Origin of the sequence: Eggerthella hominis (genome assembly GCF_014287365.1) — a bacterium.
In the GTDB taxonomy this organism is placed as follows: Bacteria; Actinomycetota; Coriobacteriia; order Coriobacteriales; family Eggerthellaceae; genus Eggerthella; species Eggerthella guodeyinii.
In genome coordinates, this window is record NZ_JACOOA010000001.1 from 152882 (window position 1) to 179530 (window position 26649).

Below are 26649 nucleotides of genomic sequence, written 5' to 3' on the forward strand. Positions count from 1 at the left end.
GTACGTCGGGTTAAGGAGAAAAAGGTGACTGAAGAAGTCAAGCGAGTGTATGCGTTCGGCAAAGACGCGCAGGGCAACAACGTAACTGAGGGCAACACGAACATGAAGGCGATCCTCGGCGGCAAGGGCGCGAACCTCGCCGAGATGGCCAACATCGGGCTGCCGGTGCCTCCCGGATTCACCATCACGTGCCAGACCTGCATGGAGTACGCCAATGCGGACAACACGTGGCCCGAGGGCGCGCTCGACACCATCCAGGAGTACCGCGACGATCTCGAGGCCCGCATCGGCAAGAAGATCGGCGACGCGGAGGACCCACTGCTCGTGTCCGTCCGCTCCGGCGCCCCCATGTCCATGCCGGGCATGATGGACACCGTGCTGAACCTCGGCCTCAACGACCAGTCCATCAACGGCCTCATCAAGCAGACCGAGAACCCGCGCTTCGCCTGGGACTCCTACCGCCGCTTCATCCAGATGTTCTCCAACGTGGTGATGAACCTCGACGGCGACCTGTTCGAGAACGCCATCACGGCCATGAAGCACGCTCGCGGCGTCGCGTCCGACACCGACCTCACCGCCGAGGACCTGCAGGAGCTCGTGAGCGAGTTCAAGCAGATCTTCGCCGAGAACGTCGACGCCGAGGCGTACCCGAGCCTCGTGGTGGACGGCACCGTGCAGTTCCCGCAGGACCCGAGCGTGCAGCTGCAGCTGGCCATCGAAGCCGTGTTCGGCAGCTGGAACAACCCGCGCGCCACGCTGTACCGCAAGCAGAACAAGATCGCCGACGACCTGGGCACCGCCGTCAACGTGCAGTCCATGGTGTTCGGCAACAAGGGCAACACGTCGGCCACCGGCGTCGCGTTCACGCGCAACCCCGCCAACGGCGAGAAGGAGTTCTACGGCGACTACCTGGTGAACGCCCAGGGCGAGGACGTCGTGGCCGGCATCCGCAACACGAGCCCCATCGCCGACCTCAAGAACGTCGAGGGCCTCGAGGAGGCCGGTCGCGAGCTCGAAGAGGTGTTCGTCACCCTCGAGAACCACTTCCGCGACATGTGCGACATCGAGTTCACCATCGAGCAGGGCAAGCTGTGGATGCTGCAGACCCGCGTGGGCAAGCGCACCGCGGCCGCCGCGCTGCACATCGCCATCGAGATGGAGAAGGAGGGCCTCATCTCGAAGGAGGAGGCCGTCATGCGCGTCGACCCCGAGCAGCTCGACCAGCTGCTGCACCCGCAGTTCGACAAGAACGCCTCCTACGACGTGGTGGCCAAGGGCCTGAACGCGTCCCCCGGCGCCGCCGTGGGCGAGGCCGTGTTCTCCGCCGCCGACGCCGTCGATGTGGCCGAAGCGGGCCGCAAGTGCGTGCTCGTGCGCTGGGAGACGAACCCCGACGACCTCGCCGGCATGATCGCCGCCGAGGGCATCCTCACCTCGCACGGCGGCAAGACGTCGCACGCGGCCGTCATCGCCCGCGGCATGGGCGCCCCGTGCGTCTGCGGCGTCGAGGCGCTGCGCATCGACGCTGAGAAGAAGCAGGCCAGCGTCGTGGGCACCGACATCGTCATCAAGGAAGGGGACATGATCTCCATCGACGGCACCACCGGCTCCGTGGTGCTGGGCGCGGTCGAGCTCGTGCTGCCCGAGATGACGGGCGACCTCGACACCATCCTCGAGTGGGCCGACGAGTTCCGCAAGCTGGGCGTGCGCGCCAACGCCGACAACCCCGAGGACGCCGAGCTGTCCCGCGGCTTCGGCGCCGAGGGCATCGGCCTGTGCCGCACTGAGCACATGTTCCTGGGCGACCGCAAGCAGATCATCCAGACCTTCATCCTCAACGAGGACCCGGCCGTGCGCGAGAAGGCCGTGAACGAGCTGCTTGAGGCCCAGACGGGCGACTTCCTCGGCATGTTCCGCGCCATGGACGGCCTGCCGGTCATCGTGCGCCTGCTCGACCCGCCGCTGCACGAGTTCCTCGAGAGCCCCCGCGCCCTCGACGTGGAGATCGCCAAGCTGGAGGCCACGGGCGGCGACAAGGCCCTCATCGCCGAGAAGCGCATGCTCATGGAGCAGATCGACGGCATGAGCGAGTCGAACCCGATGCTGGGCCTGCGCGGCTGCCGCCTCGGCATCGTGTACCCCATCCTGCCGGTGATGCAGGTGCGCGCCATCGCGACGGCCTGCGCCGAGCTCAAGAAGGAGGGCCTCGATCCGAAGCCCGAGGTCATGATCCCGCTCGTGTCCGTGGTGGCCGAGCTCGAGAAGCTGCGCAAGGTTGCCGAGGACACCATCGCCGAGGTCGCCGCCGAGCAGGGCGTCGAGCTCGACATCCCCGTGGGCACGATGATCGAGCTGCCGCGCGCGGCCGTCACGGCCGACGAGATCGGCTCGGTGGCCGACTTCTTCAGCTTCGGCACGAACGACCTGACCCAGACGACGTTCGGCTTCAGCCGCGACGACGTGGAGGCCGAGTTCGTCCCGCAGTACCTGGCCGAGCGCCTGCTGCCCTACAACCCCTTCGCCACCATCGATCCCGGCGTGGCGAAGCTCGTGGAGATGGGCGTCGAGCTGGGCCACAAGGGCAACCCCGACCTCGTCTGCGGCGTCTGCGGCGAGCACGGCGGCGACCCCGACTCCGTGAAGATGTTCCACACGATCGGCCTCGATTACGTCAGCTGCTCCCCGTACCGCGTGCCGCTGGCCCGTCTGGCCGCCGGCCAGGCCGCCCTGGCCGAGAAGATGGACGCCGGTCGCGACAAGTAGCCGCCTGCTTCTCACGTGCATGATCGAAGGGCCCGCAGCACGCGCTGCGGGCCCTTCTGCGTGCGGGGAGGCGGAAGGCGTGCCGTTCGAGGGCGCATCGTCCGAAGGAGCGCCGTCCGAGGGAGCGCCGTCCGAGGCGGCCTGCGCTCCGGCGGGCCTCGTCGCGGTGCCGGTTTCGACGCGCAGCCGCCCGGTTCCGCGAAACGGGAGACGGGGAAAGGCCGCTTCGCTACACTGGGCTGAATCGAATATCCCCGCCACCGAAACGAAGCATCTGCACGAGGGGCCGTCGGGCCTGCGCAGGTGCTTTCCTTTTCGGGCGGGGGTGGGAGTTCGGACGAGACGAGGAGCGAACGCGTATGGTGACGGTCGGAACGGTGGAGGGGCGCCGCGCGCGCCGGTTGGCGCTGGCGGCGGCCATGGCGGCTGCGCTGACCCTGGCGGGCGCGCAGGCGGCGTGGGCGGATGCGGGAGACGGCGCGCTCGCTGCGGAGCGGGTGGCGCCGGGGGACGCGTCTCGGGAGGCCGCGGCCGATTACGGCATCGCTACCTTGTCCGATGAGCCGGCGGCGAGAGCTGATTTCGGCAACGGAACGTCTGTCGTCGGCACGCTCGACTACTGCCTGCGGGAGGCGGAGACATGGCAGGAGGACGCGTGCACGATCACCTTGCTCGAAGACACGCGTTTCAAAGGCATGGATCGTTTCGGCAGCAACGTCGGCGCATTCATATTCGACGAGGCCGCATCGGTCACGTTGGACTTGAACGGGCATACGGCCACGGCGGAGCGGCCGGTCACCTTCATATTGAGCGATACGGCTCGTATGACCGTGAAGGATTCCGGTTCCGGGGGCGCGCTGGTGAACGGGCCGGGAAAGGGGTACGCGCTCTTCATGCTGGGGTATACGCCCGACGGCAGCGATGCGGCTGCGCTGTCGATCGAGGGCGGCGCGATAGACTCGGGCGCAAGCTGGGCGGTGCAGGTGGATTACTCGTGTTCGTTGACGATGACGGGCGGCTCCGTTACGTCGTCGGGTGATTTGACGATTGGTGCATGGGACGGCACGGTGAGCATGTCCGGCGGCTCCGTCACGGCGTCGGCCGGATCGGCCGGTGCATTGTACCTCGATGGGCGACAAGGCAACCTGCGTGCGTCGATCAGCGGCGGCACGCTGACTGCTCAGGCGGCGCAAGCCGTGCGTGTCGAGTCGGGGGCGCGTCTCAACCTCTCAGGTTCTCCGACGCTTTCCGGAAAGCTTGCGGATGGAAGCGGTTCGTGCGGGCTGCTCTGCGCTTCGGGCGCCTCGGTGACGGCCAACGACGGCGCGTCGGCCCCTGCGCCTTATCGCGGCGAGCCGATCGCGACGCAGACGTCTGAGTCGATGGCCGTCGGCGAGGCCTTCGTCTCGGGGCTCGACGCCTCCAACGCGAACCTCTTTCCGCTCGTCGGGCGCGAGGACGCCGCCGGGGCCGTGTTCGACGGCTCCGCCCTCAAGCTGGCGTCGGCCGACGACCCGGCGGTCGCGCTGCTGGCCGACCTGCGCGCGGCGCTGGGCGCAGCGCCGCAGGACGCCGTCGACCTGCGCGCCGCCGACGAGCTGCGCGCCCGCCTCGCGGTCGACCCCCGGCTGGCGAACCAGCTGCACCTGCTGAGCGAGGGGGAGCGGGCGACGCTCGAGGAGCGGACCGCCGCCCTGGCCGCCATCGACGCGTTCGAGGCCGCCGTGGCCGCGCTGCCGAAGGCCACCGATGCGGGCGCCCGCACGGCGCTCGATGCGGCGCAGGCGCTCTACGCGGCCGTGCCGGACGCGTATCGCAGCGATGCGTTCGTGTCTCCGGTCAGCGTCGCCACACTCGCGGACTTCGAAAAGGCCGTCGCGGAAGCCGAGAAGCCCGCGCCGCTGCCGCAGCCCGATCCCGAGCCGCAGCAGCCCGCGCCGCTGCCCGCGAAGCCCGCGGCCCCTGCCGCGCTCGCCGCCACCGGCGACGGGGTTCCCGCGGCGCCGGCGGCCCTGCTCGGCCTCGCCGCGGGAGCGGCGGCCCTCGCGGCGGCGAGGCGGCGCAACGCGTAAGCGCCGCCTCGCCGCGAGGGGCGGGCGCGGCGATCGGGGCGCGCGTCGCGCCCGCCCCGATCGCCCGCGGCGCTACTCCAGCTCGGCGAGCTTCTTGGCGGCGATGTAGCCGGTGACCAGCGAGCTGCCCACGCCGCCGTACATGGTGCCGTTCCAGAATCCGCCGGCGGTGCCGTCGCCGATGAAGCCGCCCGCCGTGGAGTACCCGGCGTACAGCCCCGGGATGGCCGCGCCCTTCTCGTCGATCACCTGGAAGTCGCCGTTGACGCGCAGGCCGCAGAGCGTCTTGCCGATCTGCCCGCCGATGATGGCGGCGTAGTACGGCGGCGTGTCGAGGGGGCTCAGCCACGACGGGTCGTAGGGGAACGCCAACTCGTCGTCCTCGCCCTTCGCGCACAGCTCGTTGTAGCGTTCCACGGCGCCCTTGACGACGTCGGGGTCGAGCAGCAGCATCTCGGCGAGCTCGTCGAGGGTGTCGGCCTTCTTCACGGCGCCGCGCGCGACGGCGTCGTCCACCTCGGAGAGCCAGTCGGCCGAGACGAGGCCGGCGTTGTCCACGAGCACGCTCGGGTCGGTGAGGGGGATGCGGCACTTGTCGTGCGTCGCCTCCGGCGTGGTGTTCTTCTTGAAGATCTCCTCGGGGAACTTCGAATCGCAGATGTTGTACACGTGGTGCCCCACGGCGGACATCCATCGGGTGGAGTTGGTGAGGTCGCCCATGCCGCCGCCGGGGTTGAGCGGCGCGTACTCCTCGCGGGTGAGCGCGTAGTAGGGCTGGCGCGTGCCGGTTCGGTCGATGATGAGCCACGGGTTGTGGAACAGCTGGCGCTCGCCGTGCCAGAAGTAGTGCCAGAACTGGCCGTCGCCGCCCGCGATGCTCTCGTCGATGCCTGACTCCCAGCAGCACCAGGAGTCGTAGCCGGAGAAGTCGGCGCCCGCGCCGAGGCCCATGCGGAACGTCTCGCCGGTGTGGTAGGGCATGGGGCCGCCCTGCACCGCGCCCTCGGCGGCGCTCGGCAGGTACGCCTTGATGAGGTCCTTGTTCATGCCGATGCCGCCGGCCAAGAAGATCACGCCCTTCGAGGCCTTCAGGTGCTTCGTGCCCTCCTGGCCCGACACGCGCAGCCCCACGACGCGGCCGTCGTCGAGCACGAGCGTCTCGGCGGCGGTGTTCAGCTCGATGACGGCTCCCGCGGCCCGCGCGTTCTTCTCCAGCGTGTCGATGGGGTTGGTGAAGCCGAGGACGCGGTTCTGCTTGCCCTCGACGACGTCCTTGTCGTGCCAGCGGTTCCCCAGGCACACGAGGTTCATGCCCGGCTGCTCCACCACCCAGTCGCACGCCTCCCCGCCGTAATCGAACATCGTGCTCATGAGGGAGTCGTCCACCGAGTAGCCGCAATCGGACTGGTAGCGGCGCATCCCGGCCTTCTTGTCCCCCTTGCAGATGCCCTCGAACCCGGCTTCCAGCTGCGATTTCGCGCCGCCGAACGGGTTGACGAACGAGCAGGCGTGGCGGCACGACCCGCCCACGGACGACTGCTTCTCGATGCCGATGACCTTGAGCCCCTGCTCGGCGAGGTACCCGGCCGCCACGAGCCCGCCGCCGCTCATGCCCACGACGATGACGTCGGCCTCCTCGTCCCACGTCTCGGGTGGCTCGACCGGCGCGATGGGGGCCGCGTCGGGCAGCGACGCCCCGGCCACGCCGCGCTCGAGCAGGCGCTGGGTCGCGGCGTCCGTCGGGGCGGCCGCCTTCTCCGCGTCCGCCTTGGACGACGGGCTGGCGGCGCATCCGGGCAGCGCGGCGCTCGCCGCGCCGGCGGCCCCGACGATGCCCAGCCCCTTCAGGAAGCTGCGCCTCGACAGGGCGCGGCCGGTTGGCGTGCGGTCTTCTCGGTTCGTCGTGCTCATGTTTTCCCTCCTTGCGTTGGCGAATGTCGACGGCTCCATGGTAGGGTGGGCGGCGGGGCCCGCCAAGGAACGGGGACGCGGAGGAGGGGTCGCCGCGGAAACAGATCGGGCCGTTTGTTCCCTTGACGCCTTGACACGGGGCCGCCCCGTTCTGCAAAATGGGCGGCGAAGGCCGAGGGGTGCGGCCGAGATCGGGGAGGGGACGCCCATGCAGATACCGTTGGCCGACGTGCCGGCCGATTTCCAGGACAAGATCGCGGTTTTGCACGCGGTTGACCGGCCGCTCGACAGCATGACGGTGAGCGCCGTCTGCGCGGCGTGCGGTATCTCCCGCAAGAAGTTCTACACGCTGTTCGACTCGAAGTACGACATCATGTACTGGTACCTCGACTTCTGCTTCTCGGTGTCTCTGTATCGGATCGGGCGGGACCTCGGCTGGCGGGAGGGCGTCAAGGCCTGCCTCGAGCTGGTGGAGCAGGAGCGTGCGTTCTTCCTGGCCGACTACGAGGACCTCGTGCAGAAGCGGGGAAGCTACTACTGGCCGCTGAACGCGCGCAGGGTCGCGGCGATCGAGGAGACGCTCGAGCGGCGCGACGGGAGGGGGCTCACGCCGGCGCTGCGCCTCGAGGCCGCCGTGTACTCCAACCTCGTTCCCGAGCTCATCCGCTACTGGATCAAGCCCAACGACTTCGGCGGCGTGGACGAGTACGTCGCCTTCTGGCTCGACTGCGTCCCGCGCGGGCTCTACGGGGCGCTCGACCTTCCGGGCCGCTAGGGCCGGGCGCCCCGCCGCGCGGCCCGGTTGCGGGCGCGCGTCGTCGTTGCCGAGGACGCGGCGCGGGAAACCGTCGTTCCCAAGCAATTTTGTCGTTTTGCGAACGTTTGGAGTGGGAAAACGTGTCCGATCGACCTGCATGTTCGGACGGCGATCGTCCGACCTGCGGTTTTGCAGCTGCCTGTTCGGGCGTTCCCGCATTTTGCACCGTGAACGTTCGCAAAACGACAAAATTGCTTGGAACTCGGCGATTCGCGTGCCCTCGCAGGATCGCGTCCCGGTCGAGCGATGGGGCTCCGCGGCCGGGGCTCGGGAATCGCTCGGCCTATGCGCCCCGCCGCGCGGCCCGGTTGCGGGCGCGCGTTCCGGTTGCGGGGGAAACGCAACCCCTGGCTTCTGGCGCAACCGCCCCGGCATCGGTATCCTGCGGGAAAACGATGCGAGGAAGGCGGCGGCTATGCGGATGGAAGCGGGAACGGGAGCGAGGGCGCGCGGGGCGTCGGAGTGCGTGTGCGACAGGGGGACGTACCGCGTCCTCGTGGCCATCTGCGCCGTGGGCGCGGCGTGCGCGCTCGCGGCCAGCGTGCTCATGCTGCTCGGGCCCACGGACGGGATGTCCTGGTCGAGGCTGGCTCCGATGCTGGCGAACGGCGTTGCGAACGCGGCGGCGGCAGCGCTCGCGTGCTTGGGCCGCCCGCCCCGCGCAGTGGCGGCTGCCGGGTTCGTTGCCGGGGCGTTCCTCGTCGTATGGTGCGCGGCCGAGCTGCTGCTCTTCCGCAACGCCCTGGCGGCGGGCTACCTCGTCATCGGCCTGCTGCAAACGGCCTTCGCCGTCCAGCTGCGCCGATGACGCTCGCCTGGCGGAGCGCCCGCCTCACGCCGTGAGCGCGGCGCGGGAGGGCTCGACGCGCTCGGCGCCCAGGTCGAGGGCGACGAGGGCGAGGCGGCGGCGCACGGGCAGGTAGTACGGGAAGCGCTCGTCGCCCGTCTCGTCGAGCAGCCGGGCGAGGTCGGCGGGCGCGGGGCCGGCGGGGAAGTCGCGCGTGCGGAAGAGGGCGCAGTAGGCGGCCGCGTCTTCGAGCGAGCGGAAGGGCTGGCCGAACTCGAGGTCGAGCGCTTCGCCGGCGCAGGGGATGCCGAGCGCGCGCAGGCCGCGCAGGCTGCGCTCGAGGCCGTGCACGCGCGGGCGCCGCGCGTCGGGGTCGGGCGGCGCGCCGTGCATCTTGTTGATGACGACGAGCGTGCCGCGGCAGCGGCCGCGCGCGGCCGCCCAGGCGTCCTCGAGCGAGGCGGACAGGCTGAACACCATGAGGTCGTAGGGCTCGGCGGGGCGCAGCGAGGCGACGTCCGCCCTCCGCGGGCGCACGGTGCGCAGCCCCCGCGCCTCCGCCTGCGCCCGCACGTAGGCGATCGCGCGGGGCGAGCGGTCGACGGCGTCGACGCGGCCCGCGTGCGGGGCCAGCGCGAACGCGAGCTGGCCCATGCCGCACCCGGCGTCGCAGACGCGCGCGGTCGACCCGGCATGGCGCAGCACGGCGGCGGCGATCTCGTCGAAGTACGGGGTGTGGGAGGATGCGTCCTCCATGAACCGGATGACGTCCGGCGTCCAGCTGCTCATGCGCATGCGCGGCCTCTCTCTCGACGATCCCGGGCTCTCGGCAACCCCTTCCGCGGTCGCTCCCGGCGACGCCTGCAACGCTACTCCCCGCGGGCGCGCCCGACCATACCCCCTTGGGGGAGGGGGAAGGGGAAGCGTCCCGCGCGCCGCGGAATACCCCGTTCGGGGAATGCGCCCGCCCGCCTCCTCGCGCTAGAGTGGAGGTGAGACGAAGGAGGGCGTATGAAGCGGATGGAGCGGGTTCCGAACGCGTGCGCGGCCGTGCTGGCCGCGGGCGCGTCGACGCGCATGGGGACGTGCAAGCTGACGCGGCCGTTCGCGGGGTCGACGCTGCTCGAGCGGGCGCTGCGGGCCGCGCGCGGGTGCGCCGCGGCGGAGACGGTCGTGGTGACGGGCGCCCATCGCGACGCCGTCGCGCGCTCGGCGCAGGAGCTGGGCACGCGCGAGGAGTTCAACCCCTCGTGGGAGCGCGGGCAGTCGACCTCGGTGCGCACGGCGGCGCGCTTCGCCGCGGCCCGCGGCTACGACCTGCTGCTGGTCATGGTGGCCGACCAGCCCTACGTGGAGGCGGCGCACCTCGACGCGCTGCTGCGCGCGTACGCGACGGGCGGCGCCCATGCCTGCGTCACGCAGGGCGCGCAGCGCCGCGGCAACCCGTGCCTGTTCGACCGGACGTGCTTCCCCTTGCTCGAGGAGCTGGAGGGCGACGAGGGCGCGCGCTCGATGCTGCGCGCGCATCCGGAGCTTGCCGTGCACGCCGTGCCGGCGGCGGACGCGCGCGTGCTCGACGACGTGGACACGCCCGACGAGCTCGCCCGCATCGAGGAGGCGATCCTCCGTGGACGCTAGGCGCCCGGCGGGCGCGCCGCCGCTCGACCGCGCGCAGTTCCCCGTGCTCGAGCGCCGCATCGGGCGCGACGGCGCGCGCCCGCTCGCGTACCTCGACAGCGCGGCCACCTCCCTCGTGCCGCTGCGCGTGACCGACGCCGTGACGCGCTTTTTGCACACGAGCTGCGCCAACATCCACCGCGGCGCGCACACGCTGGCCGAGGAGGCCACCGACGCCTACGAGTGCGCGCGCGAGCACCTCGCGGCCCACCTGGGCGTGGACGACGCGGCGCGCGTCGTGTTCACGCACGGGGCCACCGAGTCGCTCAACCTCGCGGCGCTGTGCTGGGCGGAGCATGCGCTCGGGCCGGGCGACGTCGTGGCCGTGGCCGAGGACAACCACCACGCCAACATCGTGTGCTGGCAGATGCTGGCCGAGCGCCGCGGCGTGGAAGTGGCCTGGATACCCGTCGGGACGGACGGCAGGCTCGACCGCGCCGCGTGGGAGCGCATCGCCGAGCGCGGCCCCAAGCTGGTGGCGCTGGCGCAGCAGTCGAACGTCGTCGGCTGGGAGCAGCCCGACCTGCCCCGCATCCTGGAGGACGCGCGCCTGGCGGGGGCCTTCACGGCGCTCGACGGCGCGCAGGCCGTCGGCCACGAGGCGGTGGACCTCGCCGCCCTGCCCGTCGACTTCTACGCGCTGTCGGCGCACAAGATGCTGGGGCTCACCGGCATCGGCGCGCTCGCGTGCTCGCCGCGCGCCCTTGAGGGCATGCGGCCCGCGCTCGGGGGCGGCGGCATGGTGGCGCAGGTGGACGCCCGCGGCTACGCGGTCGCGCCGGGCCCGCAGGGCTTCGAGGCGGGCACGCCCGCCATCGCCGCCGCCGTCGCCTGGGACGAGGCGCTGCGCATGCTGGAGGAAGCGGGCATGGAGGCGGTCCGGCGCCACGTGGCCGCGCTGGCCTCCCGCGCGCAGCGCGGGCTCGCGGCGCTGCCGGGCGTGCGCGTGCTGGGCGGGACGTCGCCCGCCAGCGCCTCGCTCGTGAGCTTCACGGTGGACGGCGTGCACCCCCACGACGCGAGCGCGGCCCTCGACGCCGAGGGCGTGCTCGTGCGCGCCGGCCATCACTGCGCCAAGCCGCTCCATGCGGCCCTCGGCGCGCGGGCCAGCGTGCGCGCCAGCTTCGCGGGCTACTCGAGCGACGAGGACGTGGACGCGCTGCTGCGCGCCGCGGCGCGCCTCGTCGAGCGGGGGGCGTGAGGGCCGTGCGCATCGACGACGAGCGCATCGTGGAACGGTACCGCCGCCCGCGCTGCAAGGGGTTCGAGGGCGCCTACGACGGCGCGGCATCGGGCGACAACCCGTTCTGCGGCGACGCCCTCGAGGTGCGCGTGGCCCTCGAGCGCCGCGACGGCGGCATGGCGGTCGCCCGCGCGGCGTTCGACGGCTACGCGTGCTCGCTGTGCACGGCGAGCGCCGACGTGCTCATGGAGCGCGCGGCGGGCATGTCGGCGGACGAGGCCGCCGCCTTGACGGGCGACGACGTGCTGCGCTGGTGGGGCGGCCTCGAGGTGGGCCGCACGCGCAGGGGCTGCGTCGACCTGCCGGTCTCGGTGTTCAAGCGGGCGCTCGAGACCGCGCTCGAACGCCCGCGGGCGAGTTTGCTACAATAGGCTGCCAGGGGATGCACGGCGCCGCCGGCAGGCGGCGGGGCAAAAGGGGGAGAACATGGGCGAGAGCGAGCCGGCCGACGGCATGCGCGACATCGTACTGCTGCCGTCGAAGATCATCGTCCCGTCGCGGGCCGCGCACGTGGTGGAGCGCCCGGCGGTCACCGAGAAGCTCGCGGCGGCGATCTCGTGCCCGCTGACCGCGGTGGTGTCGCCCGCGGGGTTCGGCAAGACCACGGCGGTGGTGTCGTGGCTGCGCACGCTGGACGGCGTGCCGTGCGCCTGGTACCTGCTCGACGCCGAGGATGCCGCGCTCGACCGCTTCTGGCTCTACCTCGTCACCGCGCTGCGCCGCGCCGACGAGCGCATCTGCCAGTCGTTCGACGACGTGCGTCTGCCCGACGAGTTCTCGAAGCTGCGCCCCGCGCTGGACGCGCTCATCATCCAGATGGCCGAGTACGGGCGCGACTTCGTGTGCGTGCTCGAGGACTTCCACGAGGTGCACGAGGACGCGGGGATCCACGAGAGCGTGCACTACCTGCTGAAGCATCTGCCGCCGAACGCGCACTTCGTGGTGACCTCGCGCCAGGCGCTCAGGTTCCCGACCGCCAAGATGCGCGTGGAGGGCGCGCTCAACGAGGTGGGCGAGGCCGACCTGCGCCTATCCGCCGACGAGACGGGCGCGCTGCTCGCGGGCATGGGCATGCGCCTGGGGGCCGAGCAGGCGAGCGCCGTGCACGAGGCGACGGCCGGCTGGGCAACGGGCATCCGGCTCGTGGCGCTGCTGTGCGGCGACGGGTCGCGGACGCAGGTGGACGAGGCCCTGGCCTGCGCCCGCGTCAGTATCAACGACTACCTGTTCGAGGAGGTGTTCAGCGTGCTGCCCGCCGAGCGGCGGCGGTTCCTCGCGGCCACGTCGGTGGTGGGGTCGTTCTGCCTGCCCCTGGCCGAGCGCATCACGGGCCTGTCGCGCGAGGAGGCGGCCGGGCAGGTGGACTACCTCGTGCGCAACGGCCTGTTCATCGAGCGGTTCGAGCGCAAGGAAGGCGAGGACTGGTACCGCTACCACCCGCTGCTGGCCGACCTGCTCCATCAGCGCCTCGACCGCATGGACGACCTCGACGCCGGGGCGCTGGGAGCCGCCGCGTGCGCGTGGCTCGAGGAGCACGGCTACTTCGACTCGGCGGTGGAGGTGGCGGCCGATCGGGGCGATCACGCGCGCGTGCGCCAGATCATCGTGGACAACTGGAAGCGGCTGTACATGAGCGACAGCCACTACACCGTGCTGCGCTGGGCGTCGTTCCTCCCCGAGGCCGAGATCATGGCGAGCCCGCTCCTGTGCGCGGTGCTGGCCATGCCGTTCGCGCTGAAGGGCGAGTCCGAGCGCGCCAACGCCTACCTGGAGAACGCCATCGCGCGCCTGCACGACGACGAGGACTTCCTGTTCGCGCTGTGCCTCGTGCAGAAGGCGTTCATGGCGTCGTTCAAGAACGATTGGGGCCGCATGCGCCAGTTCGCGACGCAGGCGCTGAAGTACCTGCCGCAGGAGGAGTTCTACCTGCGCAGCATGATGTTGCAGGTGGAGGCGTCGTCCAGCGCGGCGTTCGACCTGCTGGGCGCGAAGGCGGCGTTCGCGAAATCGCTGGCCATGCAGCTGGACTACGGCAACAAGTGCCTGTCGAGCTCGGCCTTCTGCAACCTGTCGCGCATCTGCGCGAACCTCGGCCACGTGCAGGAGTCGCGCCATTACGCCGAGCGCGCGTTCGCGCTGTACCCCGAGCAGGAGCGCCGCTTCAAGCCCATGCTGGGCTACGCCTACCTGTCCATCATGCTGTGCTCCTACGAGGAAGGCGACCTCGAGCGGGCCCTGCGCGAGCACGAGACGTACCTGGTGGTGTCGTCGGAGGGCGTCGTGCCGGGCAGCGCCGCCGAGGAGGCGCTGCTGCTGGCGAAGATCCGCTACCGCACGGGCGCGCCGGGCGCGCGCGAGGAGTTCTTCGCGGCGATGGCGATGGACGAGGAAGGCGCGGTTCTGGCGGGTCCCTCGTATCCCATGGCGCTCGACTGGTGCCGGGCGTTCCGCACGCGCGCCCTCGAGGAGGCGGCGCTGCCGTTCGAGAACCGCACCACGGGCGTGTTCCGCGGCATGCTGGCGTACTGCCTCGACATGGTGGCCCGCTACGAGGACGCGTGCTCGTTCGCCGATGCGGCGGACGAGGAAGACCGCTCGGTGTACGTGCGCGCCTCGGCCGTGGCCTGCGCGTTCTCCGAGAAGGTGGCGCGCCTCGGCCGCGCGGACGCCTACTTCGAGCGCGCTGCGCGCCATGCCCGGGCCTCGCGGCTCGACAGCGCGCTGGCCGAGAACCTCGCGTTCCTGCGCCCCGCCGCGCAGCGCTTCCTCGCGCGCGCCGAGGACCCGGCGCTGGCGGGCTACGTGCGCGGCCTGCTGGATTCCGACGTCGACGCGGGCGAGGCCTCGCGTCTCACCGAGCGCGAGGCGGACGTGATGCGCTGCATCGCCGCGGGGCTGACCATCGCCCAGGCGGCCGACAAGCTGTTCGTCTCGCGCGAGACGGTGAAGAAGCACCTGGCGAACATCTACGGCAAGCTGGGCGTGCACTCCAAGATGCAGGCGGTCGCCCTCCTGCGCGACGCCGGCGTCGTCTAGCCCACCCCGCCGCCGCGCGCCGCCGGGGCGCCTGCCCGCCCCCTCGGCTCGGCGGCGCCTCCCGCGCCCCCTCGGCCTCGATTTCCCCCGATATACCCCCGCTCCTTACCCCTTCGCGTAATGGCGCCTCCTCCTGCCGCCCGGTAGCCTTGTCATCGTTGGAAGGCCAGGCGCGCAGGAGGGGGGTATGCGCTCGCGCGCCCGGTTGCAAGGGACGTATGAAACGACAGAAGGAGGAGAGGCTCATGGGCAACGACGTGTCGCGCCGTGACTTTCTCAAGGTCGGCGGGTTCGCCGGCTTCGCGGCGGGGGCGGCGGGACTCGGGATCGGCTCGATCCTGGGGGCTCCGGCCGAGGCTCATGCCGAGGCGATCACCGTCACCGATTTCGTGTACACCTGCCCGCTGTGCGGGCAGAAGACCACCGACTACGACGCCCTCGTGAAGCATTTCGAGGAGACCCACCCGCAGGCGGCCGTGCCGACGTGCGCGGCGCTGTCCATCAACGGGGCGGACGTCAAGGTGCAGGTGGAGCCCCACTGGACGCTGCGCGAGACGCTGCTGAAGGCCGTGGGCCTGACCGGCAACGCCAAGCAGATGTGCGACCGCGGGGCCTGCGGGTCGTGCACGGTGCTCGTCGACGGCGTGCCCGCGCTGTCCTGCACGACGCTCGCGGTGGAGTGCGAGGGCAAGCGCATCGAGACGTCGGAAGGCATCGCCGCCGACGCGAAGTGGCGCCCGCTCGTGGAGGCGTACGCGAAGCACGACGCCGCGCAGTGCGGCTACTGCACGCCCGGCCAGTTCACCGTGGCGAAGTACATCATCGAGAAGTACGGCGCGCCCACCGACGAGCAGATCCGCGCCGAGCTGGCGGGCAACATCTGCCGCTGCGGCACGTATTCGCGCCACGTGCAGGCGATCCAGGAAGCGGCCGCCGCGATCGAAGGAGGCAACTGATGGGCGAGACGAGCGTGTGGGAGCCCGAGGGCACCAACCAGGACCGCACCGACTTCAAGGTGGTGGGCACCTGGGACCATCCGGGACGCCAGTCGTGGGACATGGTGTCGGGCGCGGCGAAGTACCCCACCGACCTGTGGATGGAGGGCACGCTGACCGCGATGGCATTGCGCTGCCCTTACGGCCATGCCAAGGTGAAGAGCCTCGACATCGCCGACGCCGAGAAGATCGAGGGCGTCAAGCTCGTGCTGACCTACGAGGACGAGGAGCTGGCCGGCATGCCGAAATACCGTCCGGCGTACTTCGAGTTCGGCGGCAGCCCGCTTCTGGGCGACGAGGCCGAGTTCGAGGGCGACGAAGTGGGCGCCGTCGTGGTGGCCGTGAACGAGGAGGTGTGCAAGCAGGCGCTTGCCGCCATCAAGGTGGAGTGGGAGGTGCTGCCGTTCATCCTCGACGCGCGCGAGGCGGCCAAGCCCGGCGCGCCCATCCTGCGCCCCGAGATGAACCCCGACTCCAACATGACCGGCAACACGTTCGGCGCCGCCGTGGAGTGGGAGCAGGGCTGCGTGGAAGACGGCTTCAAGGAGGCCGACCACATCGAGGTTGTCGACTACGGCCGCCCCATGTGGAGCCAGTTTCGCCCCATGCCGCCGGCGTACTTCTCCTACTGGGCGGACGACCCGTGGGGCAACCCCGACGGCGAGAAGATGTGCTACGTGACGAACCACGCGCACTTCCCCTCGAACGGCCCCATCGTGTCGGCGTTCATGGGCGCCGGCTCGCACGCCGACAAGTACCGCGCCCTGTCGCCCTACATGGCGGCCCGCTACTGCGACTTCGTGGAGAAGCGCGGCGCGCAGTTCGCGCCGGTGCTGTCCAAGCGCCTGGGCGGCACGCCCGTGCGCTACGTGCAGTCGCGGCGCGAGTCGTTCGACGCGGCGGTGCCCCAGACCTACCTCACCGTGCGCATCGGCTTCAAGGACGACGGCACGCTCGTGGCGGTGCAGTCGGAGAACGTGCACCAGACGGGCGCGCGCGGCGGCTACGGCGACAAGACGCACGGGCACCTCGTGCTGCCGCCGAACGCGCAGGGCTTCAAGCAGACGGTCAGCCCCAACGTGTACTCGGAGATGGCCTACTACGTGACGAACGGCGCCTGCACCACGGCCGACCCCGGCCAGCCGCAGTACGAGCCGGTGAACCTGGCGTTCGCCAAGATGGCCGACGTGCTGGGCATGGACGTGAGCGACGTCATCATGAAGAACGTGCGCGTGACCGACCCGTCGCTCACCGCCTGCATGGACGCGGCGCGCGAGGCCTTCGACTGGGCCGGCAAGTGGCATCTCGCCGGCGAGCGCACGCTTGAGGACGGCCGCCTGCACGGCGTGTCGTGCCGCTACGCCGCCTCGCAGACCTGGGGCATGATCTCGTACAACATCAACCTGCGCATGGGCGTGGACGGCAAGATCTACATGCCCTATGCCGAAGCTCTCATCGGCACGTACTGGCCCGACGCGGTGCAGCTGGTCATCGCCGAGGAGCTGGGATGCAAGCTGGAAGACGTCATCGTCTACTACTCCCCGAACTACAACAACTGGCAGGAGGGCGACGCGGCCGATCGCGGCTCCACGTGCACGTGGGCGGCGAAGGAGGCGGCCGTGCTGCTGAAGCAGCAGATCCTGGCCACGGGCGCGGCGGCCATGGGCGTGACGGCCGACGAGGTGGACCTCGTCGACTCGCTCATCACCCTCAAAGCCGACCCGACCAAGCAGATGCCCATCGTGGGCATGGGCCAGCTGGCCGTGGGGTACTGCGGCAAGCCCAAGGTGCCGTTCCAGAACGACGTCATCCGCACGATGAACGTGGACATGTGCGAGGTGGCCGTCGATCCCGAGACGGGCCTCGTGGAGATCCTCGACTACGTGGTGGCGCACGACTTCGGCAAGGTCATCCGGCCCTCGTCGGCGCTCGGCCAGATCGAGAACGCCATCACCATGAACTCGGGCCGCGCGCTGCGCGAGGAGCTGATCTGGGACGAGGCCACCGGCGTGCTGCTGAACGGCAACATGTACGACTACAAGGTGCCCACCATCCTCGACCAGCCCAAGATCGAGCCCGTGCCCGTGGAAACCCGCTGCGGCGGCGGCGCGTACGGCTCCACCGGCGTGGCGCACGCGCACGCGAACCCGGGCCTCGTGGGCCAGGCCATCCAGAACGCCACCGGCGGAGACTTCATCGACATGGTTCCCTACACGCCCGACAAGGTGCTGGCCGTGCTCGGGAAGATCGAGCAGTAGAGGAGGAGCACCTATGAAACACTACAAGCATCAGCAGGCCGCCTCGGCCAAGGAAGCGGCGTCGAGCGCCGCGTCGGGCACGGCCGCGCTCATCGCGGGCGGCACCGACCTCTTGGGCACGTTGAAGGACGAGATCCTGCCGACGTACCCCGACACGGTGATCGACCTCAAGACGATCCCCGACATGGACGGCATCGCCGAGGACGGCGACGCGGTGCGCATCGGCGCGCTGGCGAAGCTGGCCGACGTGGCCGACAGCGACGCGGTGAAGAACGGCTGCGCGGCCTTGGCCGAGGCCTGCGCCCGCGCCGCGTCGCCCACCATCCGCCACATGGGCACCATCGGCGGCAATGCGTGCCAGATGCACCGCTGCTGGTACTTCCGCACGCCCGACGACCGCTTCCACTGCAAGCGCAAGGGCGGCGACTGGTGCCCGGCGCGCGTGGGCGACAACCGCTACCACTCCATCTTCGGCGACCAGGACGGCTGCTACGCGGCCAGCTCGCACGACACGGCGCCCGCGCTCGTGGCGCTGGGGGCCATCGTGGTCACCACGAAGCGCGAGGTGCCTGCCGAGGAGTTCTTCAAGGCCAACGGCGCGCGCTCGAACGTGCTGGAGGACGGCGAGGTGGTAACCGAGTTCAAGGTGCCGAAAGCGGCCAAGAGCGCGTTCCAGAAGTTCGCGCTGCGCAAGTCCATCGACTTCCCCGTGGTGAACTGCGCGGTGGCGCAGGGCGGCGACGGCGCGGTGCGCGTGGTGCTGGGCGGCGTGTACCCGGCTCCCGTGCGCTCGGCCGAGGCCGAGGCCGCGGTGGCCGGCGGCGTGAGCGAGCAGGCGGCCGCGCAGGCGGGCGACGCCGCGGTGGCGGCGTGCAAGCCGCTCGGCAAGAACGCCTACAAGGTGGAGATCGCGCGCACGCTGGTGAAGCGCACGCTCATGGACATCGCCTAAGCGGCGCGCGACGGGAGGTGCGACATGGACGAAGGCAACGGCGGCGCCCGCGCGTCGGAGCGCGGGTGGCGCGACGCCTACGGGCGGCTGCGGGACTACGCGGCGGCGCACGAGGGCATCCGGCTGGCTCCGAGGAGCCTGACGGTGCCCCCCGAGGCGCGCCCCGGGTTCTACGAGCTGGTGGAGCAGGTGCAGGGCGGCTTGGCGGAGGCGGTGCTGGGGCCGGAGGCCGAGCGCGTGCGCGAGGCCGCGCGGCGCTGCGCCGCGATGCGCGGGCGGGTGCTCGACCGAAGCGGCCTCGCCGCGTTCCACCTCGCGCCCACGTTGGAGAGCCTCATGAGCGATGCGGACAAGACCCTCGCCAAGCCGGCGTTCGCGCTCGTGCTGGACGCGGTAGGGCAGGGGTCGTCGCCCGAGGAGCTGGAGGCGGCCGCGCGTCGCGCGCTGCCGCCGTTCTGCTCGTCGCTGTTCCGCAACGCCTACGAGGCGTGGGCCTATCTCGGCGTGGTGGCGGCGCTCGAGCCGACGAGGTTCTACGCGACGCTGTCGTCGGACACCGAGGAGGTGCGCGCCGTGCGCACGGACGAGGTGCGGGCCGCCTCCCAGGTGACGTCGCCGGAGCGGCGGATCCCCGAGGCGGTGTTCGAGACGGCCGACGGCCGCGTGTTCGCCATGAAGAGCGAGGCGGCGCGCGAGCTGGACTACTACGGCGTGCGCATCGAGCGGCGCCGCGACAGCTCGGCCGGGGGCAACACCGCCGGCCTCATGGGCCACCGCGTGCTGCTGCTGTACCGTCTGGGCAGCGTGGACGACGTGGCGGTGACGGTCGACAGGCAGAAGCGCGTGCAGACGCCCATCGACCTCATGTGCGAGGTGCTCGAGCCGCACGACATGAGCTATCCCGCGTACGTGAGCGCGTTCGTCGAGCGCATCAACGCCGCGCGCTCGCGGCGGCCCGTGCAGGTGATCACGTTCGACGCGTCCGGGGAGTTCGCGCCCGGGCTGCTGGACGACGAGGCCGTGGCGCCCGTGCGGCGGCGCACGGTGGGGTTCGACGAGGAGAAGCTCGCGGACATCGCGAAAACATTGGACGATCGGGACATCGATGAGAACCCGCTAGAAACGGAGGAACCATGAAAGCAACGAGAGAGTACCGGGCCGCGCGCCTCGGGGCGCTTGCCTGCGCGCTCGTGTTGGTGCTCGCGGCGGCCGGCTGCGCCCCGCAGGGCGCGGGCGAGGAGGCCGCGAACAACGCGCCGGCCACGAACGACACGGCGGTGGAGGGCGCGTACCAGGCGTTCGACCCCGCGGTGGAGGCCGAGCACACGAACGGCAAGGCCATCGAGGGCTCGGAGGAGGAAGAGCTGCAGCAGGAGCGCATTGCCGGCGGCAGCGTGGGCGCGGTGACCTCGCAGAACCTCGAGCCGCTCGAGGGCATCGTGGATGCGAGCGACGGCGACTACGTGCCGAACTTCGGCATGGTGGGCGAGCCGCCCGCCATGGGCCACGGCAACAACGGGTCGGACTGCCTGAGCTGCCACGACGGCTCGAACTCCGCGGCGCAGCAGCCGTCGAGCCATGCGGGCCAGAACCTGGCGAACGAGGAATGCGCCGCCTGCCACGCCGAGCGGTAGGGCGGTCGGCTTCGCGCCGCCGCGAGGGGCGATGCCTCTCGCGGCGGCGTCGGACGAGAAGAAAGGAGTCGCCATGCGCGAGATACGCTCCGACGTGGCACGGTGGTTCGAGGCGGGGTGCGACGTGGCCCTGGCCCAGGTGACGAAGACCTGGGGGTCCTCGCCGCGCGCGCCGGGATCGGTGATGGCGGTGAGCGCGGCCGGCGGCATCGCGGGGTCGGTGTCGGGCGGCTGCATCGAGGGCAGCGTCGTCCAGGCGGCGCTCGACTGCCTCGAGGGCGCGCAGGACGCTGGCCTCGAGCGCTTCCACGCCTCCACGGCGCGCGCCCAGGAAGCGGGGCTGTCGTGCGGCGGCAACATCGAGGTGCTCGTGTCGCGCTTGAACCGGGCGCTGTTCGAGGCGGAGTGCGCCGAACTCGACGCGGAGCGCCCGTACGTGCGCGTGAGCCTCGTCGAGCCGGCGGACGAGGACGGCGCGGGCGCGGGCGGCCCCGCCTCGCGGGGCGTGGGCGCGAGCTTCCTGCTCGTGTCGCCCGACGCGGCCGCGGCCGAAGGGCGCGTGGGCCTGCGCGCCTTCGCGGCGTCGGGCTGCGAGGGATGGCGCGTGGTCGCGCCGCGCGAGACGGAGGAGCGCCTCGGGCGCGCCGCGCTCGCGGAGGCGGCTCGGGGCGCGTGCGCCTGCGCGCCGACGGAGGGCGCGGGGCTCGTGCGGACGGGCACCGGCACGTTCTTCTTCGCGCGCACGAACCCGCAGCCCCAGCTCGTGTGCGTGGGCAGCGTGCACATCTCCATCCACCTGACGCGCATGGCCAAGATGCTGGGCTACCGCACGGTGGTGGTGGACCCGCGCGGCGCGTTCGCCACCGAGGAGCGGTTCCCCTTCGTCGACGAGCTCGTGCACGCCTGGCCGCAGGAGGCGTTCAAAACGCTGCGCCTCACCGCGTCAACGGCGCTGTGCGCGCTCACGCACGACCCGAAGATCGACGTGCCCGCGCTGGCGGCCGCGCTCGACTCGCCGGCGTTCTACATCGGCTCGCTCGGGCGCTACACCACGCAGCTCGCGCGCTACCGCCAGCTCGTGTGCGAGGGCTACGACGACGAGGCCGTCGGCCGCGTGTACGGGCCCATCGGGCTCGACCTCAGGGGCCGCGAGCCGGCCGAGATCGCGCTGTCGGTGATGGCCGAGATCACGGCCGTGCGCCGCGGCGCGACGTTCCCGATGTCCACGATGCTCGCGTCCGCGCGCCGCGCCGAGGCGGAGCGCGCCGGTGCGTAGCCGGGCGGCGGCCGCGTCGTGCGCGGCGGCGCTCGCGCTGACGGGAGCGCTCGCGCTGGCCGGCTGCGCTGCGGATGTGGACGCGGGCGAGGGCGAGGCGCCGTCGGCCGTGCAGGCCGTCACGGCGGCCGAGGCGCACGACCTCATGACGTCGGACCGCGTGGTCGTCCTCGACGTGCGCACGCAGCAGGAGTACGACGCGTCGCACATCGTGAACGCGCGCCTGCTGCCCCACGACGCCATCGATGCCGAGTCGGCCGCCGTCGCGGCTCCCGACAAGGACGCGCTCGTGCTCGTGTACTGCCGCACCGGCGTGCGCTCGGCCGAGGCGAGCGCGAAGCTGGCCGCGCTCGGCTACGCCCAGGTGCGCGACTTCGGCGGCATCGAGTCGTGGCCGTACGCCACCGTCGACGCCGAGGACGGCGACGGCGCGGGCACTGTGGACAACGACGGGCTCCCCGTGGGCGTGAAGGTGGTGTGCGGCAAGACGAAGCCGGTGCCGGATGCCTGAGCGCTGTGGGCGCCCACGGCGCTCAGGATGTCAGGGCGGCGGCCTCTTCGGCGACGGCTTCCGACGCCGGGCGCGCGGGCTCGGCGTCCTTCGCGGCCTGTGCCGGCTCCGCCAGGGCGCGCGCGGCCGCCGTCTCGCCCACGAGCCAGATGCGGTCGTCGGGGAACAGGCGCGTGTTGCGGCTCGGCTTCATCTTGAGCAGCTTCTCGTGCTCGTGCGCCACCACGAGGCAGCCGAACGCGCCCTTGAAGTCCACGGCGGCGATGGTCTTGCCGGCGAAGGGCGAGCCGGCCTCCACGTCGAGCGACACGCACGCGAGGTCGAGCTTGCCGGGGTGCGCGGCGGCGTACTCCTCGAACGGGGCGCTCACGGCGTCGTCCTCGTCGATGGAGTCCTCCTTGAGCAGCGTCTGCAGGTAGGCGTCCACCTCGTCCTCGGTGCCGAGGAACGTCAGCACGTCGCCCTCGCGGATGCCCAGCGGGTCGGCCGGGTCGTTGATGCGCCGCGTCAGCTCCTCCTTGGTGAGCCGCGCGAGGGCCTGCGCGCCGATGCGCGCGCCGTCGCGCTCGATGGCCATGAGGTCCAGGTTGTGCGCGATGCCGAACAGGAAGTCGCTCGAGCGCTCGGCTCCCAGGCGGCGCAGCGTGCGCGACGCCTCCACCTCCACCACGTACAGGCGCTCCTCCACCCAATGGGCGCGCTCCTCGTCGTCGACGTTCGCCAGGCGCTCGGCCAGGATGGACTCGTTGAGGTTGCCCACGAAGCTCGTCTCCAGCTTGAGGAACCACGAGTGCAGCGTGCGCGAGCGCGCCAGCAAAAGCGAGCACATCGCCGCCAGCGCGAACATCCACACCGACTGGCGCGCGCCGGCCGCATGCACGATGTAGGCCACCACGCCGCAGGAGGCCGCCGCGCCCGCCAGCATGAGCGCGGCCAGCGGCGCGTGGTTGCGCCGGCTCTTCATCCACAGCACGCCGAACTCGTTCTTGCGCCCCGTGTAGAAGAGGTTCGACAGGAACAGCCCCGTCGCGAAGATGCCCGCGGCGGCCAGCAGCGGGTTCAGCACGGCCGCGGGCACGAAGCCCGACAGCAGCGGCAGGGCCACCTTCATGAGCACCTCCACCGAGGCGACGCCGGCCAGCACCATGAGCCCCAGCTTGAGCGCCCACCGTTTGAGGTAGTCCACCCATAGGTTCGGCTCGCCCTCGTCCTCCTGCGCGCGTCCCAGATGCTTGCGGCGCAGCGCGAACAGCCGGTCGGGCAGGATGCGGACCAGCAGGAGGTAGACGCGCTCGGAGTTCTTCACGAGGAAGGGGGAGGCCAGCGTCGTCACCACCGACACGGTGACGATGACGGGGTAGAGGAAGCTCGGCGTCACGCCCATCGCCGACCCCAGCGAGGCGATGATGAACGAGAACTCGCCGATCTGCGCCAGGCTGAGGCCGCTCATGACCGAGGTCTTCAGCGTGGCGCCCGACAGCAGGGCGCCCAGCCCGCAGAACAGCGAGCGCCCGACGAGGGCCACCGCCGAGATGGCCGCGATGGCGCCGAGGTTGCCCACGACGGCCGACGGGGTGACCAGCATGCCCACCGACACGAAGAACACGGCGCCGAACAGGTCCTTGATGGGCTTGAACAGCGCCTCGACGCGCTTTGCCTGCACGGTGCCGGCCAGGATGGACCCGGCCAGGAACGCGCCGAGCGCCGAGGAGAACCCGATGGCGTCGGCCAGCACCACCATGCCGAGGCACAGCGCGATGGACGCGATGAGCAGGATCTCGTCGTTGAGCTCGGAGCGCAGGCGCTTGAGGGCGCTCGGCACGAGGATGACGCTGAGCGCGAACCACACCACGAGGTACAGCGCCATGCGCCCGATGTGCACCGCCACCGCGCCGCCGTCCACCGCCGCGCTCACCGCCACCGTGGACAGCACGACGAGCAGGAACACGCCCGCGATGTCCTCGATGACGAGCACGCCGAACACCAGCTGGGCGAAGGCCTTGGTGCGCAGCCCCAGCTCGCCGAACGTCTTCACGATGATGCTCGACGACGAGATGGCCAGCATGCCGCCGAGGAACAGGCTCGTGGACGCCGACCAGCCCAGCAGCGTGCCGCAGGCGAACCCCGCGACGATCATGAGCGACATCTCCACGGCCGCCGTGACGAGCGCCGAGCGCCCCACGGTGGTCAGCTTCACCACGCTGAACTGCAGCCCCAGGCCGAACATGAGGAAGATCACGCCGATCTGCGACCAGGTGGACACGTCGGCCGTCTCCACGATGTTGGGGATCCAGCCGATGGCGGGGCTCACGAGGAAGCCGGCCACCACGTAGCCCAGCACGAGCGGCTGCTTGAAGCGCCTGCAGACGATGGTGGCGACGGCCGCCACGGCGAGCAGCAGGGCGAGGTCGGTGACGAGCTGGGGTATGGACTGCATGGCTTCCTTCTCGCGGAACGGCGTACGGTTGCACGACGTTCCATTGTAGCAGGAGCCCCTCCCCTTGGCACGGCGGATCGCGGGTCGCAGAGGAGGCGGCGATTTCGTGCCGGAGCCGAAAACGGCCCGCCGAGGCGGGCCGTTCGAGGAAGCGCGGTGCGTGCGGGTTGCGGACGAGCCCCTAGCTCTCGGCCAGCTCCGCGGGGGTGGCGCGGCGCGCCATGGCCTTGTCGTAGTCCTTCGTCCCCACGAACACCTCGTTCATGTACGGGTTCACCTTGAGCTTCCTGGCGCGGTACATGATGTAGGCGAACGCGGCGATGTTGGCCAGCAGCGCGATGACCGACACGGCCAGGTTCACGTTCGGGTTGTTCACCGACTGCACGCTGAACACGCTGTAGTCCTGGAACGCGGGGAACACCTGCGCGAACATGCACCAGAAGGCCAGGGTGAACGCGCGGTTCTGGATCCAGCCGCCCTTGTTCCAGAAGAACGCCGCCACGGTGGGGGCCAGCAGCAGGGCCAGGCCGCAGTACCAGGCGTGGGTGGGCAGGCAGTTGTACGTGTAGCAGAAGTTCCACAGGTCGTAGGCGATGATGAACACCCACGTCATGTCGGGCCACAGCATGTCCTGGCGCTTCTTGGAGATGTAGATGCCGAACCAGCCGGTCATGCACGCGATGTTGATGATGCCGGCCAGGCCGTTGAACACGTTGTGCCAGCCGCCGTACAGCGTGATGCCCTCGGTGGACACCCAGGTGGTGCCCCAGGCGCGGATGGCGCTCTCGAAGTCGCTGACCACGGCGATGAGGATGTTGATGGCCACGATGACGAACGGGAAGCACTTGAACCAGTGCGCCTTGCCGATCTTCCCCCACGAGTACTTGATGGCCATGAAGCCGATGCAGCCGATGGTGGCCGCGTAGAGCTTCGCGTAGTGGAACCAGCTGTTCATGTGCACGTGCGTGGGGTTGTTGAGCGCCCACTCCTGGCCGACGCCGGCGCCGATGGAAATGGCCACGAAGTAGACGGTCAGCACGATGGGCAGCACGATGAAGCAGAACACGCCGCCTGCCTTCGTGCGGCGCGCGATCTCGTTCACCAGGATCAACCCGATGAAGACGATGGCCCATCCGAGCCACTGGTACAGGGCGTTCTCCCCGTAGACTTGGAACAACATGGAAACCCTCCTTATGTAGAGTATGCTTCGCACAGGCCGCCTTCCGGCCTGCTCTTTCCGCAGATGAGATGGTTGGTGCCGCCGTGCGCGGATCGCGTCCGCGCGGGTTCTAGCCGCCTTCGGTCGCGCCCCTCCGGCCCGCGCCGCGGTCCATGTGCAGCGTCTGGGCGATGATGTCCTTGAGAACCTCGTCGTCGGCGTCCGGGTGCATGCGCAGGTATCCCACGATCCCCAGGATGAGCACGTAGAACGTCTCGTAGACGTGCTCGATGCGGATCTCGTGCAGCGCGCCGTAGTCGCGCACGGTGGTTTCCACGATGTAGGTGGCGATGCGGTCGGCCACGCGGTTCACGAAGTCGATGTAGAGCGCCGCGTTCTCGCGCGAGGCGAGCGAGCGTCGGAACGCGTCGTGCTCGAACACGCCGAGGCGCATGAGCTTCACGACGCTCGTGAGGGCGCTCTCGATGTCGCCCGGATGGCGTTGCGCGTTCCAGTAATGCGTGGCCTCGAGGAAGTCGGCCACGTAGTCGTCGAGCACGGCCGAGGTGACGGCGTCCTTGTCGGGGAAGTAATGGTAGAACAGCGAGCGCGTCACGCCTACGCGGTTGGTGATGTCCTGCACGGAGGTCTTCGAGAGCCCCTGCTCCTCGTACAGCTCGCGGGCGGCGGCCACGATGTCGGCGCGCCGTTCGGCCGACGCCGCGTTGCGCGCTCGGTCGCTTGCGGTTTCCATGCTGCCCTCCTTGCCGCTTTCCTTCGATCCCCTGATGAGCGCAGCATACGCCCCTCGTTGACAGAGCGTCAATAGACACTTTCGACAATCCGTCAACAGGGAGAACGTGTCGGCGCCGCGCTCGGCCGCCGCGGAGGAGGGCGTTCCTTGCGCGGCGTCTCTCGAACGGTGTCTCTCGAGTGCGGCTTCTTGCGCATCGTTCCCGGTTGACGACAAGTTCCCGAGTTATGCACCCTTTTTCATCAGGGTTGCGAGCGTTGCTGAAGATTGGCGCATGCTCGACCTGCGAGTTTGGCCAGCGTTGCAGCTCGTGCAGTGTCTCAGGTAGATTCTACGCTTGCCGCAAGGGTGCATAACTCGGGAACCG

The 26649-nt window shown here is 70.7% G+C and carries 20 protein-coding genes; 15 read left to right on the forward strand and 5 right to left on the reverse strand.

All coding sequences use genetic code 11. The features are described 5' to 3' along the window. The first annotated feature begins 24 nt into the window (after nt 1–24). Entirely contained in the window at nt 25–2763 is a 2739-nt protein-coding gene (gene ppdK, locus H8S61_RS00730) for a pyruvate, phosphate dikinase (protein WP_160941731.1), read from the forward strand. 359 nt (nt 2764–3122) lie between these two features. Continuing rightward, nucleotides 3123–4835 carry a hypothetical protein gene (locus tag H8S61_RS00735; protein WP_186937595.1) on the forward strand — a complete coding sequence of 571 codons (1713 nt, stop codon included), beginning with the start codon at nt 3123–3125 and terminating at the stop codon, nt 4833–4835. Between the two features lie 72 nt (nt 4836–4907). Here the strand turns inward: H8S61_RS00735 and H8S61_RS00740 are convergent, their stop codons facing one another. Beyond that, nucleotides 4908–6746, reverse strand: coding sequence for an FAD-binding protein (locus H8S61_RS00740; protein ID WP_186937596.1), 1839 nt, complete (start codon nt 6744–6746; stop codon nt 4908–4910). Between the two features lie 208 nt (nt 6747–6954). Here H8S61_RS00740 and H8S61_RS00745 point away from each other — a divergent pair, with 208 nt between their 5' ends. Both H8S61_RS00745 and H8S61_RS00750 read left to right on the forward strand, forming a co-directional pair. Then, the gene (locus tag H8S61_RS00745) at nt 6955–7521 is read left to right on the forward strand and encodes a hypothetical protein (RefSeq protein WP_186937597.1); all 567 of its coding nucleotides are present in this window, start codon (nt 6955–6957) and stop codon (nt 7519–7521) included. 457 nt (nt 7522–7978) lie between these two features. Next, entirely contained in the window at nt 7979–8371 is a 393-nt protein-coding gene (locus H8S61_RS00750; RefSeq protein ID WP_186937598.1) for a hypothetical protein, read from the forward strand. A gap of 24 nt (nt 8372–8395) precedes the next feature. Here the strand turns inward: H8S61_RS00750 and H8S61_RS17250 are convergent, their stop codons facing one another. Further along, nucleotides 8396–9145 carry a class I SAM-dependent methyltransferase gene (locus H8S61_RS17250; RefSeq protein WP_222617525.1) on the reverse strand — a complete coding sequence of 250 codons (750 nt, stop codon included), beginning with the start codon at nt 9143–9145 and terminating at the stop codon, nt 8396–8398. A gap of 216 nt (nt 9146–9361) precedes the next feature. Here H8S61_RS17250 and H8S61_RS00760 point away from each other — a divergent pair, with 216 nt between their 5' ends. From H8S61_RS00760 to H8S61_RS00810, 11 genes are all read left to right on the forward strand, one after another. Next, complete coding sequence (locus H8S61_RS00760; RefSeq protein ID WP_186937599.1) at nt 9362–9988, forward strand: nucleotidyltransferase family protein; 627 nt, start codon at nt 9362–9364, stop codon at nt 9986–9988. Then, nucleotides 9978–11228 carry an aminotransferase class V-fold PLP-dependent enzyme gene (locus H8S61_RS00765; protein WP_186937600.1) on the forward strand — a complete coding sequence of 417 codons (1251 nt, stop codon included), beginning with the start codon at nt 9978–9980 and terminating at the stop codon, nt 11226–11228. The genes H8S61_RS00760 and H8S61_RS00765 overlap by 11 nt, the downstream gene beginning before the upstream one ends. Next, complete coding sequence (locus tag H8S61_RS00770; RefSeq protein WP_160941723.1) at nt 11225–11641, forward strand: iron-sulfur cluster assembly scaffold protein; 417 nt, start codon at nt 11225–11227, stop codon at nt 11639–11641. Before H8S61_RS00765 ends, H8S61_RS00770 begins: the two co-directional genes overlap by 4 nt. A gap of 55 nt (nt 11642–11696) precedes the next feature. Beyond that, nucleotides 11697–14306: a helix-turn-helix transcriptional regulator gene (locus tag H8S61_RS00775; protein WP_186937601.1), complete on the forward strand. Its 2610-nt coding sequence runs from the start codon at nt 11697–11699 to the stop codon at nt 14304–14306. A gap of 218 nt (nt 14307–14524) precedes the next feature. Continuing rightward, nucleotides 14525–15262, forward strand: a complete 738-nt coding sequence (locus H8S61_RS00780; RefSeq protein WP_186937602.1) for a (2Fe-2S)-binding protein — start codon at nt 14525–14527, stop codon at nt 15260–15262. Continuing rightward, complete coding sequence (locus tag H8S61_RS00785; protein ID WP_186937603.1) at nt 15262–17559, forward strand: xanthine dehydrogenase family protein molybdopterin-binding subunit; 2298 nt, start codon at nt 15262–15264, stop codon at nt 17557–17559. The genes H8S61_RS00780 and H8S61_RS00785 overlap by 1 nt, the downstream gene beginning before the upstream one ends. A gap of 13 nt (nt 17560–17572) precedes the next feature. Further along, complete coding sequence (locus H8S61_RS00790) at nt 17573–18511, forward strand: FAD binding domain-containing protein (RefSeq protein ID WP_186937604.1); 939 nt, start codon at nt 17573–17575, stop codon at nt 18509–18511. A 24-nt stretch (nt 18512–18535) separates the two neighbouring features. Then, nucleotides 18536–19648, forward strand: coding sequence for a hypothetical protein (locus H8S61_RS00795; protein WP_186937605.1), 1113 nt, complete (start codon nt 18536–18538; stop codon nt 19646–19648). After that, complete coding sequence (locus H8S61_RS00800; protein ID WP_186937606.1) at nt 19645–20145, forward strand: hypothetical protein; 501 nt, start codon at nt 19645–19647, stop codon at nt 20143–20145. The genes H8S61_RS00795 and H8S61_RS00800 overlap by 4 nt, the downstream gene beginning before the upstream one ends. A 73-nt stretch (nt 20146–20218) precedes the next feature. Continuing rightward, the gene (locus H8S61_RS00805; protein ID WP_186937607.1) at nt 20219–21421 is read left to right on the forward strand and encodes an XdhC family protein; all 1203 of its coding nucleotides are present in this window, start codon (nt 20219–20221) and stop codon (nt 21419–21421) included. Continuing rightward, entirely contained in the window at nt 21414–21932 is a 519-nt protein-coding gene (locus H8S61_RS00810) for a rhodanese-like domain-containing protein (RefSeq protein WP_186937608.1), read from the forward strand. Before H8S61_RS00805 ends, H8S61_RS00810 begins: the two co-directional genes overlap by 8 nt. Nucleotides 21933–21954: 22 nt before the next feature. Here H8S61_RS00810 and H8S61_RS00815 read toward each other — a convergent pair whose 3' ends face one another. The 3 genes from H8S61_RS00815 to H8S61_RS00825 all read right to left on the reverse strand — a co-directional run bounded on the left by H8S61_RS00815 (nt 21955) and on the right by H8S61_RS00825 (nt 26282). Continuing rightward, nucleotides 21955–24369, reverse strand: coding sequence for a cation:proton antiporter domain-containing protein (locus H8S61_RS00815; RefSeq protein WP_255466397.1), 2415 nt, complete (start codon nt 24367–24369; stop codon nt 21955–21957). Between the two features lie 181 nt (nt 24370–24550). Further along, nucleotides 24551–25549, reverse strand: a complete 999-nt coding sequence (locus H8S61_RS00820; RefSeq protein WP_160941715.1) for a DUF5692 family protein — start codon at nt 25547–25549, stop codon at nt 24551–24553. A 109-nt stretch (nt 25550–25658) separates the two neighbouring features. Continuing rightward, nucleotides 25659–26282, reverse strand: coding sequence for a TetR/AcrR family transcriptional regulator (locus H8S61_RS00825; RefSeq protein ID WP_186937609.1), 624 nt, complete (start codon nt 26280–26282; stop codon nt 25659–25661). Nucleotides 26283–26649: the final 367 nt, after the last annotated feature.

Coding starts and splice junctions, on each gene's coding strand:
- H8S61_RS17250 (WP_222617525.1), bottom strand. CDS start 9,145: ATGCGCATGAGCAGCTGGACGCCGGACGTCATCCGGTTCATGGAGGAC.
- H8S61_RS00750 (WP_186937598.1), top strand. CDS start 7,979: ATGCGGATGGAAGCGGGAACGGGAGCGAGGGCGCGCGGGGCGTCGGAG.
- H8S61_RS00820 (WP_160941715.1), bottom strand. CDS start 25,549: ATGTTGTTCCAAGTCTACGGGGAGAACGCCCTGTACCAGTGGCTCGGA.
- H8S61_RS00780 (WP_186937602.1), top strand. CDS start 14,525: ATGAAACGACAGAAGGAGGAGAGGCTCATGGGCAACGACGTGTCGCGC.
- H8S61_RS00795 (WP_186937605.1), top strand. CDS start 18,536: ATGGACGAAGGCAACGGCGGCGCCCGCGCGTCGGAGCGCGGGTGGCGC.
- H8S61_RS00825 (WP_186937609.1), bottom strand. CDS start 26,282: ATGGAAACCGCAAGCGACCGAGCGCGCAACGCGGCGTCGGCCGAACGG.
- H8S61_RS00775 (WP_186937601.1), top strand. CDS start 11,697: ATGGGCGAGAGCGAGCCGGCCGACGGCATGCGCGACATCGTACTGCTG.
- H8S61_RS00805 (WP_186937607.1), top strand. CDS start 20,219: ATGCGCGAGATACGCTCCGACGTGGCACGGTGGTTCGAGGCGGGGTGC.
- H8S61_RS00785 (WP_186937603.1), top strand. CDS start 15,262: ATGGGCGAGACGAGCGTGTGGGAGCCCGAGGGCACCAACCAGGACCGC.
- H8S61_RS00815 (WP_255466397.1), bottom strand. CDS start 24,369: ATGCAGTCCATACCCCAGCTCGTCACCGACCTCGCCCTGCTGCTCGCC.
- H8S61_RS00735 (WP_186937595.1), top strand. CDS start 3,123: ATGGTGACGGTCGGAACGGTGGAGGGGCGCCGCGCGCGCCGGTTGGCG.
- H8S61_RS00745 (WP_186937597.1), top strand. CDS start 6,955: ATGCAGATACCGTTGGCCGACGTGCCGGCCGATTTCCAGGACAAGATC.
- H8S61_RS00760 (WP_186937599.1), top strand. CDS start 9,362: ATGAAGCGGATGGAGCGGGTTCCGAACGCGTGCGCGGCCGTGCTGGCC.
- H8S61_RS00800 (WP_186937606.1), top strand. CDS start 19,645: ATGAAAGCAACGAGAGAGTACCGGGCCGCGCGCCTCGGGGCGCTTGCC.
- H8S61_RS00790 (WP_186937604.1), top strand. CDS start 17,573: ATGAAACACTACAAGCATCAGCAGGCCGCCTCGGCCAAGGAAGCGGCG.
- H8S61_RS00740 (WP_186937596.1), bottom strand. CDS start 6,746: ATGAGCACGACGAACCGAGAAGACCGCACGCCAACCGGCCGCGCCCTG.